This window comes from Cellulomonas sp. NPDC057328 (genome assembly GCF_042667215.1).
Classification (GTDB): domain Bacteria; phylum Actinomycetota; class Actinomycetes; order Actinomycetales; family Cellulomonadaceae; genus Cellulomonas.
The window spans coordinates 17,353-28,351 of sequence record NZ_JBHUZW010000046.1 but is presented as its reverse complement, the minus strand read 5'-3'; the positions used below and the strand labels follow the sequence as shown (position 1 = coordinate 28,351).

Genomic DNA, 10,999 nt, shown 5'->3' with positions numbered 1-10,999 from the left:
CGCCGGGCCGGTGGCCTCGGCGCACGCGGACGCATGGACTGCCTACGGACGCGTCGTCAGGAGAGACGCTCGCCCACGTACTCCGTCAGCTTGACGAGGGAGTTCGAGTAGCCCCACTCGTTGTCGTACCAGGAGACGACCTTCACGAGGTCGCCCGACACCTTGGTGAGCTTCGAGTCGAAGATGCTCTGGTGCGGGTTCGTCACGATGTCCGACGACACGATCTCGTCGTCGACGTACTCGAGGACGCCCTTGAGCGGGCCCTCCGCGGCGGCCTTCACGGCGGCGTTGACCTCGTCGACCGTGACCTCGCGGCTCGCAGTGAACGTGAGGTCCGTCGCCGAGCCGGTGATGACCGGCACGCGCAGCGCGTAGCCGTCCAGCTTGCCCTTGAGCTCGGGCAGGACGAGCGACACGGCCTTGGCGGCACCCGTCGACGTCGGGACGATGTTCTGCGCGGCGGCGCGGGCCCGGCGGAGGTCCTTGTGGGGACCGTCCTGGAGGTTCTGGTCGCCCGTGTACGCGTGGATCGTCGTCATGAGGCCGCGCTCGATGCCGATGGCGTCGTTCAGGGCCTTGGCGAGCGGCGCGAGGCAGTTCGTCGTGCAGGACGCGTTGGAGATGATGTGCTGCGTCGCCGCGTCGTACTGCTCGTGGTTCACGCCGACGACGAACGTGCCGTCCTCGTTCTTGGCGGGCGCGGAGATGATGACCTTCTTCGCACCGGCCTCGATGTGCGCCTTGGCCTTCTCGGCGTCCGTGAAGAAGCCGGTGGACTCGATGACGATGTCCGCACCGAGCTCGCCCCAGGGCAGGTCGGCCGGGTTGCGCTCGGCGAGCGCACGGATCGCCTTGCCGTCGACGACGATGTTCTCGTCGTCGAAGTCCACGCTCAGCGGGAAGCGGCCCAGGACCGTGTCGTACTTGAGCAGGTGGGCCAGGGTCTTGTTGTCCGTCAGGTCGTTGACCCCGACGATCTCGATGTCGGCCCCCGAGGCCACGATGGCGCGGTAGAAGTTGCGCCCGATGCGGCCGAAGCCGTTGATGCCGACCTTGATGGTCACTTGCCCTCCTCGGCACGCGCCGAGCAGAGCCCGGCGCACACAGTTGGTGTCGGTCACGCACGCCGCTGTGCGTCCCGGTCGCCGGCCCGCCACGACGCGGGGACGTTGCCCAGCGTGTTGCGCGCGCGTTGCGATCGGATGACCCGAGCCTATACCCCGTGGCTCAGGTCACGCCCATGACGTTGGTCCGGCACCCCACCCGTTCGCATGCTGGACGATCGCCCGGCTGCGCGGCGGGCGCCGGCGCCCGCCGTCACAGGTCGAGCAGCTCCGGGCTGAGCCCGGCCTCGGTGTCGGGGATGCCGAGCTCGACGGCGCGGCGGTCCGCGGTGGCGAGCAGGCGGCGGATGCGCCCGGCGACCGCGTCCTTCGTCAGCGGCGGGTCGGCGAGCTTGCCCAGCTCCTCGAGCGAGGCCTCCTTGTGCGCGAGCCGCAGCTCGCCGGCCTGGCGCAGGTGCTCGGGCAGGTCCTCGCCGAGGATCTCGAACGCCCGCTCGACGCGGGCACCGGCTGCGACCGCGGCGCGGGCCGACCGGCGCAGGTTCGCGTCGTCGAAGTTCGCGAGCCGGTTCGCGGTGCCGCGCACCTCGCGCCGCACACGCCGCTCCTCCCAGACGAGCATCGTGTCGTGCGCGCCGAGGCGCGCGAGCATCGCGCCGATGGCGTCGCCGTCGCGGATGACGACCCGGTCGACGCCGCGCACGTCGCGCGCCTTCGCCGTCACGCCGAGCCGGCGCGCCGCACCCACGAGCGCGAGCGCGGCCTCGGGCCCGGGGCAGGTGACCTCGAGCGCGGACGAGCGACCCGGCTCGGTCAGCGACCCGTGCGCGAGGAACGCGCCGCGCCACGCCGCCTCGGCCTCGCCGATGCCGGCGGAGACGACCTGCGGCGGCAGGCCGCGCACCGGGCGGCCGCGGTTGTCGAGCAGCCCCGTCTGCCGCGCCAGCGACTCGCCGTCCTTGACCACGCGCACGACGTACCGGCTGCCGCGCCGCAAGCCGCCCCCGGAGACGACGATGATGTCGCTCTCGTGGCCGTACACCTCGGCGATGGCCTGCCGCAGGCGGCGCGCGGCGATGCCCGTGTCCAGCTCGGCCTCGATGACGATGCGCCCGGAGATGATGTGGAGGCCGCCGGCGAAGCGGAGGGTCGCGGAGATCTCCGCCTTGCGGCACGAGATCTTGTCCACCTTGAGGCGGGCGAGCTCGTCCTTCACCTGTGCCGTCAACGCCATGCGGTCATCCTGCCATTGCCGGACACCTGTCCGTGGTCGCCTCCGCGGACGTCCCCGACGTCACGTGCGTCACCCCGGGGTGCGCGTCCCGACGTCCCCGAGGTACCCCTCCACGACGTCGCGCAGCGCCGCCGCGAGCCGCAGCGGGTCGTGCACGTCCCGCTGGTCGCCGCGGCTCACCTGCCGCACGAGCAGCCGTGCCCCGAGCTCGCCGCACCGGTCGGCGAGGACGGAGACGTCGTCCACGGACGCGGGGTCGGCGACGACCGCGTGCAGCGGCAGGTCCGGCGCGTGGGCGCGCAGCACGTCGAGGTGGTCGCCCGGGCGCATGCCGGCGGTCTCCCCCTCCTCGGGCGTGAGGTTGAGGACGACCACGATGCGCGCCGTCGTCTCGAGGAGCGCCGAGCACAGCTCCGGCACCAGCAGGTGGGGCAGAACGGAGGTGTACCAGGACCCGGGGCCCAGGAGGACCCAGTCCGCCGCCCGCACCGCCTCGACGGCCTCCGCGCACGCCGGCGGCGCCGGCGGGTCCAGCCGCACCTGCTCGATCGCGTCGACCGTGCGCGCCACCTCGCTCTGCCCCACGACCACGTCGAGCGTCCCGTCCGGGCGCCGCACGTCCGCCTCGATCCGCAGCGGCACCGACGCCATCGGCAGCACGCGGCCGCGCGCGCCGAGCAGCCGGCCGACGAGGTCGAGACCCCCGACCGTGTCGCCCAGGAGCTCCCACAGCGCGACGATCAGCAGGTTCCCGACCGCGTGCCGGTCGAGCGGGCCGTCGGTCGCGAAGCGGTGCTGCAGCAGGTCCCGCCACGTGCGGCCCCAGTCGGAGTCGTCGGTCAGCGCGGACAGCGCCATGCGCAGGTCGCCGGGCGGCAGCACGCCCAGCTCCTCGCGCAGCCGGCCGGACGAGCCGCCGTCGTCCGCGACCGTGACGACCGCCGTGATCCGGTCCGTCATGAGCCGCAGCGCCGAGAGCGACGCCGAGAGCCCGTGCCCGCCGCCCAGCGCCACGACAGCGGGCCGCCGCGGGTCCTGCGGCCGCGCCGACGTCGTCGCGCTCACTCCTTGCCCAGGTCGCGCGCCGTCACCTGCACCCGGTGCCCGCGCTCGCGCAGCCGCGCCCCCATCGCCTCGCTGATCGCCACCGAGCGGTGCTTGCCGCCGGTGCACCCCACCGCGATGGTGACGTAGCGCTTCTCCTCCTTGAGGTAGCCGGCGAGCACGGGCTCCAGCGCGTCGACGTACCGCTCGACGAACGTCGTGGCGCCCGGCAGGCCGAGCACGTAGTCGCGCACGGGCGCGTCGCGCCCCGACAGGTGCCGCAGCTCGGTGATCCAGTACGGGTTCGACAGGAAGCGCACGTCGACCACGTGGTCCGCGTCGAGCGGCAGGCCGTACTTGAAGCCGAACGAGACGACCGACACGCGCAGCACGTCCTCGCCGGGCCCGCTCACGGCGGCGCGGACCTCCCGCGCGAGGTCGTGCACGTTGAGCTCGGAGGTGTCGATGACGACGTCCGCCTGCTCGCGCAGCTCCCCCAGCAGCGACCGCTCGAGCGCGATGCCGTCGAGGATCCGGCCCTCGCCCTGCAGCGGGTGCGGGCGGCGCACCTGCTCGAACCGGCGGACCAGCACCTCGTCGGACGAGTCGAGGAACAGCAGCCGCACGTCGACGCCGGCGCTGCGCAGCTGCTCGAGGACGCCCGCCAGCGCGGCGAAGTACTCGCGGCCGCGCACGTCGATGACGGCACCGAGCCGGCGCGCGCCCGACCCGACGGGGCCGCTCGTGAGCATCCCGACGAGGTGGGTGAGCATCTGCGCCGGCAGGTTGTCGACGACGTACCAGCCGAGGTCCTCGAGGACGGCGGCGGTGCGCGTGCGCCCGGCGCCGGACATGCCGGTGATGACCAGGACCTGCGCCTGGTCGAGGACGGGGGCCTCGGCCGCCGCCTCGAGCGCGGGGATGCCGGAGGGGACGGTGATGGGCGACGGCTCGCTCATGCGTTCAGGATGCCAGCCCGCTCGTCCCGCGCCTCCGGGGACCCGCCGGAGGACGCCGTCGGGTCGCCCGCCGGGTCCGGCGTCGCTGCCGTGCCGTCCGCTGCCGTGCCGTCCGCCGCCGTGCCATCCGCCGCCGTGCCGTCCGCTGCCGTGCCGTCCGTCGCCGGCTCGGCGGCCGCGCCCGCGGGCGTGCCGCCACCGAGCGCCGCCACGACGGCCTCGGCCGTGCGCGCGCCCATGCCGGGCACGGTCGCGATCTCCTCGGCCGACGCGGCCCGCAGGCGCTTCACCGAGCCGAAGTGCCGCAGCAGCGCGGCCTTGCGAGCCGGCCCGAGGCCCGGCACGTCGTCGAGCACCGAGGCGGTCATGCCCTTGCTGCGCCGCTTGCGGTGCGCGGAGATCGCGAACCGGTGCGCCTCGTCGCGGACACGCTGCAGCAGGTACAGGCCCTCCGAGCTCCGCTGGAGGATGACCGGGTACTCCTCCCCCGGCACCCAGACCTCCTCGAGCCGCTTCGCGAGGCCGCACAGGGCGACGTCGTCGACGCCGAGCTCCGCCAGCGCCGCCGCGGCCGCGGCCACCTGCGGGGGCCCGCCGTCGACCACCACGAGGTTCGGCGGGTACGCGAACCGGGCGGGACGGCCGGTCGTGGCATCCACCTCGCCGCTGCGCGGGCCGTCGTCCTCCTCGCCGTCGCCGAGGTCGGGGTCGCCGAGCTGCGACCGCTCCGCGAGGTAGCGGCGGAACCGGCGCGTGATGACCTCGTGCATCGCGGCCGTGTCGTCGCGCGCACCCTGCCCCTCGGGCCCGCGCACGCTGAACAGGCGGTACTCGCTCTTGCGCGCCAGGCCGTCCTCGAACACCACCATCGACGCCGACTGGTACGTGCCCTGGTTGTGCGAGACGTCGTAGCACTCGATGCGCAGCGGCGCCGTCGGCAGGTCCAGCGCCTCCTGGATCTCGCGCAGCGCCTGGCTGCGCGTCGTGAGGTCGCCGGCGCGCCGCGTGCGGTGCAGCGCGAGCGCGTGCTCGGCGTTGCGCAGGACCGTGCGCGCCAGCTCCGCCTTGTCGCCGCGCTGCGCGACGCGCACCTGGACACGGCTGCCCCGCAGGCCCGTGAGCCAGGTCTGCACCTGCTCGAGGTTGGTCGGCAGCACCGGCACGAGGACCTCGCGCGGGACGGCACCCGTCGCGGCGCCGTCGGCGGCGTCCTCGCCGCCGTAGACCTGCTGCAGCAGGTGCTCGACCAGCTCCGCGTCGTCCAGGTCCTCGACCTTCTCGACGACCCACCCGCGCTGGCCGCGGATGCGCCCGTCGCGCACGTGGAACACCTGGACGGCCGCCTCGAGCTCGTCGCCCGCCATCGCGAAGAGGTCCGCGTCGGTGCCGTCCGACAGGACGACGGCGTTGCGCTCCGTCGCCTTCTCGAGGGTGGCGACGTCGTCGCGGAGGCGGGCGGCCCGCTCGAAGTCGAGCTCGGCGGCCGCCTCCTTCATGCGCTGCGTCAGCCGCCGCGTGAAGCGGGCCGTGTCGCCGGCCATGAAGTCGCAGAAGTCCTGCGCGAGCTGGTGGTGGTCCTCGGTCGAGATCCGCCCCACGCACGGCGCGGAGCACTTGTCGATGTACCCCAGCAGGCACGGCCGGCCCTGCTGACGCGCCCGCTTGAACACGCCCGCCGAGCAGGTCCGCACCGGGAACACGCGCAGCAGCAGGTCCACCGTCTCGCGGATGGCCCACGCGTGCGCGTACGGCCCGAAGTAGCGCGTGCCGCGCCGCTTGGTGCCGCGCATGACCTGCACGCGCGGCACCTCGTCGGCCATCGTGACGGCCAGGTACGGGTACGACTTGTCGTCGCGGTACTTGACGTTGAACCGCGGGTCGAACTCCTTGATCCAGGAGTACTCGAGCGCGAGCGCCTCGACCTCGGTGCCGACCACGGTCCACTGCACCGACGCCGCGGTGGTGACCATCTGCTGGGTGCGCGGGTGCAGGTGCGCGGTGTCCTGGAAGTAGCTGTTCAGCCGGTTGCGCAGGCTCTTGGCCTTGCCGACGTAGATGACGCGGCCGTGCTCGTCGCGGAACCGGTAGACCCCGGGTGCGTCGGGGATCTCCCCGGGCGCAGGACGGTAGGTCGCGGGATCGGCCATGCGTTCGAGCCTAGTTCGCCGCACCGACACCCTCGGTCGTGAGGCGCCTCACTCGTAGGGTGGCCGCATGCCCCCGATGCACACGTACTCGGTCGACCTGCGGTGGACGGGAGCGGGCGCGGCCGGCACCGCCTCGTACACCTCGTACGGGCGGGAGCACACGCTCTCGGCACCGGGCAAGCCGCCGGTCCCGGGGTCCTCGGACCCCGCGTTCCGCGGGGACGCCGGGCTGTGGTCGCCCGAGGAGCTGCTCGTCGGGGCGCTGGCGCAGTGCCACATGCTGTGGTTCCTGCACCTGGCGGCGCAGCGCGGCGTGGTCGTCGTGGGCTACGCCGACCACCCGACGGGCGCCATGCGCGTGGAGGCGGCGGGGCACGGCCAGTTCACCGAGGTCGTGCTGCGCCCGCAGGTGCGGGTGCTGGCCGGCACGACGCTGCCCGACGGCGGCGCGGTCACCGACGCGGTGCTGGCGGAGGTGCACCGCGCGGCGCACGAGCACTGCTTCATCGCCCGCTCGGTCAACTTCCCCGTGCGGCAGGAGCCCGCACCGGTGACGCACGGCCCCGCGGACGCCTGACCCGCGGACACCTGACCCGCGCGGGCGACGCCCGGCACCGCCTGACCTCACCCGCGCGGGCGACGCCCGACGCCGCCTGACCCGACCCGCGTGGGCGACGCCCGACGCCGCCTCGTCCGACGGGCCGCTCCGGAGCGCGGCGCCTCAGGCGTTCGCGGCGACGGGCTCCCGCTCCGCCTCGAGGACCTCGGCGAGGAACCGGCCGGTGTGGCTGGCCTCGACGCCCGCGACGTGCTCGGGCGTGCCCTCCGCCACGACCATGCCGCCGCCGCTGCCACCCTCGGGCCCCATGTCGATCACCCAGTCGGCGTTCTTGATCACGTCGAGGTTGTGCTCGATGACGATGACCGAGTTGCCCTTGTCGACGAGCGTCTGGAGCACGCCCAGCAGCTTGCGGATGTCCTCGAAGTGCAGGCCGGTGGTCGGCTCGTCGAGCACGTACACCGTCCGGCCCGTCGAGCGCCGCTGCAGCTCCGCCGCCAGCTTCACCCGCTGCGCCTCGCCGCCCGACAGCGTCGGCGCCGGCTGACCGAGGCGCACGTACCCCAGCCCGACGTCGACGAGCGTGCGCAGGTGGCGCGCGATCGCCGGCACGGCGGCGAAGAACTCGGCCGCCTCGGCGATGGGCATGTCGAGGACGTCCGCGACCGTCTTGCCCTTGAAGTGGACCTCGAGCGTCTCGCGGTTGTACCGGGCGCCGTGGCACACCTCGCACGGGACGTACACGTCCGGAAGGAAGTTCATCTCGATCTTCAGCGTGCCGTCGCCCGAGCAGGCCTCGCAGCGCCCGCCCTTGACGTTGAAGGAGAAGCGTCCGGGGGTGTAGCCGCGCACCTTCGCCTCGGACGTCTCCGCGAACAGGCGGCGGACGTGGTCCCACACGCCGGTGTAGGTCGCGGGGTTCGACCGCGGCGTGCGTCCGATGGGCCCCTGGTCGACGTGCACGACCTTGTCGAGGTGCTCGAGCCCGGTCACGCGGCGGTGCCGGCCCGCGACCTGACGGGCACCGTTCAGCTCGTTCGCCATGACCGTGTAGAGGATCGAGTTCACGAGCGTCGACTTGCCCGAGCCCGACACGCCGGTCACGGCCGTGAGCGTGCCCAGCGGGAACGACACGTCGATGCCGCGCAGGTTGTGCTCGCGGGCGCCGACGACCGTGACCTTCCGGGACGGGTCGACCGGCCGCCGCGTCGCGGGCGTCCCGATCGAGCGCCGGCCCGACAGGTAGGCGCCCGTCATCGACTCGCGCGACGCGAGGAGCCCCTTCAGGTCGCCGGAGTGGACGACGTGCCCGCCGTGCTCGCCGGCGCCCGGGCCGATGTCGACGATCCAGTCGGCGGTGCGGATCGTGTCCTCGTCGTGCTCGACGACGATGAGGGTGTTGCCGAGGTCGCGCAGGCGCGTCAGCGTGTCGATCAGGCGCCGGTTGTCCCGCTGGTGCAGCCCGATCGACGGCTCGTCGAGGACGTAGAGCACCCCGACGAGACCCGAGCCGATCTGCGTCGCGAGCCGGATGCGCTGCGCCTCGCCGCCGGACAGGGTGCCGGCGGGGCGCATGAGCGAGAGGTAGTCCAGCCCGACGTCGAGGAGGAACCCGAGCCGCGCCTGGATCTCCTTGAGCACCTGCGCCGCGATGGCGCGCTCGCGCTCGCCCAGCTCCAGCTGGTCGAGGAACACCCGCGCCTCGTTGATCGGCAGGTCGCACACCTCGGCGATCGAGCGGCCGCCGACCTTCACCGCGAGCACCTCGGGCTTGAGCCGCGCGCCCTTGCACACCGGGCACGGGACCTCGCGCATGTAGGCCTCGTACTTCTCCTTGCTCCACTCGGACTCGGTCTCGGAGTGGCGGCGCTCGAGGAACGTCAGGACGCCCTCGAAGCCGGTGGAGTACGTCCGCTCGCGGCCCCAGCGGTTGCGGTAGCGGACCTTCACCTCGTGGTTCTCGCCGTGCAGCACCGCGTCCTTCGCGCGCTTGGGCAGGGCACGCCAGGGCGTGTCCATCGAGAAGCCCATGTCCTGCGCGAGCGCGGTGAGCACGCGCGTGAAGTACTCCGACGACACCTGCGACCACGGTGCCACCGCACCCTGCGCGAGCGACAGCTCGTCGTCGGGGATGACGAGGTCCGGGTCCACCTCGAGCCGCGAGCCGATGCCGGTGCACTCCGGGCACGCGCCGTAGGGCGCGTTGAAGGAGAACGTGCGCGGCTCGATCTCGTCGAGCGTCAGGACGTGGTCGTTGGGGCAGGCGCGGTTCTCGGAGAACCGGCGCTCGCGCTCGGGGTCGTCCGCGTCGGCGTCGACCAGCTCGACGACGAGCAGACCGCCCGCGAGCTGCAGCGCGGTCTCGACCGAGTCGGTGAGCCGGCGCTGGACGCCCTCCCGCGACACGAGCCGGTCGACGACCACCTCGATGTCGTGCTTGAGCTTCTTCTCCAGCGTCGGCGGCGTCGCGAGCTGGACCACCTCGCCGTCGACCCGTGCGCGCGAGAAGCCCTTGCCCTGCAGCTCGCGGAACAGCTCGGAGTACTCGCCCTTGCGCCCGCGGACCACCGGCGCGAGCACCTGGTAGCGCGTGCCCTCGGGGAGCTCGAGCAGCCGGTCGACGATCTGCTGCGGCGTCTGCGCCGTCACGCGCTCCCCGCAGACGGGGCAGTGCTGCGTGCCCGCGCGCGCGAAGAGTAGGCGCAGGTAGTCGTAGACCTCGGTGATGGTGCCGACGGTCGACCGCGGGTTCCGGTTGGTCGACTTCTGGTCGATCGACACCGCGGGCGAGAGCCCCTCGATGAAGTCGACGTCGGGCTTGTCCATCTGGCCGAGGAACTGGCGCGCGTACGCGGACAACGACTCGACGTACCGGCGCTGCCCCTCGGCGAAGATCGTGTCGAAGGCGAGGGACGACTTGCCGGAACCCGACAGGCCCGTGAACGCGATGAGGGCGTCACGGGGCAGGTCGAGGTCGACGTTCCGCAGGTTGTGCTCCCGCGCACCGCGGACCACCAGGCGATCGTTCACAGCGGACCACTCTACGTGCGACCACCGACAATCGCACACGTGTTCGACGTCACGCCGGCGACGGGAACACTCCCTCCCGCGACGTGGCGGACGGGCCGGGCGCGCCGGTCCCGTCCGCCTGCGGACGCCTCCGCTCGCCGGGCGGCGCGGTGCGGTCGCGGGAAGGATGGGGCCACACGACCCCGCCCGGGACCTGCCGCCGGGCGACGAGCGCGGCCGGTCGGGAGGACGCAGATGACGTACACCGGTGACGTGCGGGCGGGTGGGCCCAGCGACGTCCGCGTCCTCGAGGACGCGGAGATCCGCAAGGCGGCCGTAGGCCCCGGCGGCAACAACGCCTACCTGGTCACGTGCCGCCGCTCGGGCGCCCAGCTGCTCGTCGACGCCGCCGCCGACCCGGACCGGCTGCTCGCGCTCGTGCGCGAGGGCTCGGGCTCGGCCCGTCTCGACGTCGTGGTGACGACGCACCGGCACGCCGACCACCTCAGCGCCCTGGCGTCGGTCGAGGCCGTGACCGGCGCGACGCTCGCGGCGGGCGCGGACGACGCGGACGCGATCGCGGCCGCCCTCGACCGACCGGTCCCCCGGCGGCTCGTGCACGGCGACACGCTGACGGTCGGGCACCTCGTGCTCGAGGTCGTCGCGCTGCGCGGGCACACGCCCGGCTCGGTCGCGCTGGCGCTGCGCGAGCCCGAACGGGCCACGGCGCCGGACGCCGTGCCGCACCGGGTCCACCTCTTCACCGGCGACAGCCTGTTCCCGGGCGGCCTCGGCGCGACGGGCGGCGACGCCGAGCGGTTCGCGCGGCTGTACGCCGACGTCGTCGAGCGCGTCTTCGACCGCTTCGGCGACGACACCTGGGTGTACCCGGGGCACGGCGCCGACACCACGCTGGGCGCCGAGCGCCCGCACCTCGCCGAGTGGCGGGCGCGGGGCTGGTGAGACACCCGCGGCGCCCCGCG

The 10,999-nt window shown here is 73.7% G+C and carries 8 protein-coding genes; 2 read left to right on the top strand and 6 right to left on the bottom strand.

The window, feature by feature from the left end; genetic code table 11:
* Positions 1 to 56: 56 nt before the first annotated feature.
* The 5 genes from gap to uvrC form a co-directional block, all read right to left on the bottom strand.
* On the bottom strand, positions 57 to 1,064 hold the full coding sequence (gap, locus tag ACFUMH_RS10280; RefSeq protein WP_378204331.1) for a type I glyceraldehyde-3-phosphate dehydrogenase: 1,008 nt from the start codon (positions 1,062 to 1,064) through the stop codon (positions 57 to 59).
* Between the two features lie 253 nt (positions 1,065 to 1,317).
* Entirely contained in the window at positions 1,318 to 2,298 is a 981-nt protein-coding gene (gene whiA, locus ACFUMH_RS10275) for a DNA-binding protein WhiA (RefSeq protein ID WP_378204328.1), read from the bottom strand.
* Positions 2,299 to 2,367: 69 nt separating this feature from the next.
* Complete coding sequence (gene yvcK, locus ACFUMH_RS10270) at positions 2,368 to 3,363, bottom strand: uridine diphosphate-N-acetylglucosamine-binding protein YvcK (RefSeq protein WP_378204325.1); 996 nt, start codon at positions 3,361 to 3,363, stop codon at positions 2,368 to 2,370.
* The gene (rapZ, locus tag ACFUMH_RS10265) at positions 3,360 to 4,301 is read right to left on the bottom strand and encodes an RNase adapter RapZ (protein ID WP_378204322.1); all 942 of its coding nucleotides are present in this window, start codon (positions 4,299 to 4,301) and stop codon (positions 3,360 to 3,362) included. Before rapZ ends, yvcK begins: the two co-directional genes overlap by 4 nt.
* Positions 4,298 to 6,448, bottom strand: a complete 2,151-nt coding sequence (gene uvrC / locus ACFUMH_RS10260; protein ID WP_378204319.1) for an excinuclease ABC subunit UvrC — start codon at positions 6,446 to 6,448, stop codon at positions 4,298 to 4,300. Before uvrC ends, rapZ begins: the two co-directional genes overlap by 4 nt.
* 67 nt (positions 6,449 to 6,515) lie before the next feature.
* Here uvrC and ACFUMH_RS10255 point away from each other — a divergent pair, with 67 nt between their 5' ends.
* Positions 6,516 to 7,025, top strand: coding sequence for an OsmC family protein (locus tag ACFUMH_RS10255; RefSeq protein ID WP_378204317.1), 510 nt, complete (start codon positions 6,516 to 6,518; stop codon positions 7,023 to 7,025).
* 144 nt (positions 7,026 to 7,169) lie between these two features.
* On the opposite strand, the gene uvrA is transcribed toward ACFUMH_RS10255, so the two are convergent.
* Positions 7,170 to 10,037 carry an excinuclease ABC subunit UvrA gene (uvrA, locus tag ACFUMH_RS10250; protein WP_378204314.1) on the bottom strand — a complete coding sequence of 956 codons (2,868 nt, stop codon included), beginning with the start codon at positions 10,035 to 10,037 and terminating at the stop codon, positions 7,170 to 7,172.
* Positions 10,038 to 10,271: 234 nt separating this feature from the next.
* Here uvrA and ACFUMH_RS10245 point away from each other — a divergent pair, with 234 nt between their 5' ends.
* Positions 10,272 to 10,979 (top strand): MBL fold metallo-hydrolase, encoded by a 708-nt coding sequence (locus ACFUMH_RS10245; protein ID WP_378204311.1) that lies wholly within the window; start codon positions 10,272 to 10,274, stop codon positions 10,977 to 10,979.
* The last annotated feature ends 20 nt before the right edge of the window (positions 10,980 to 10,999 follow it).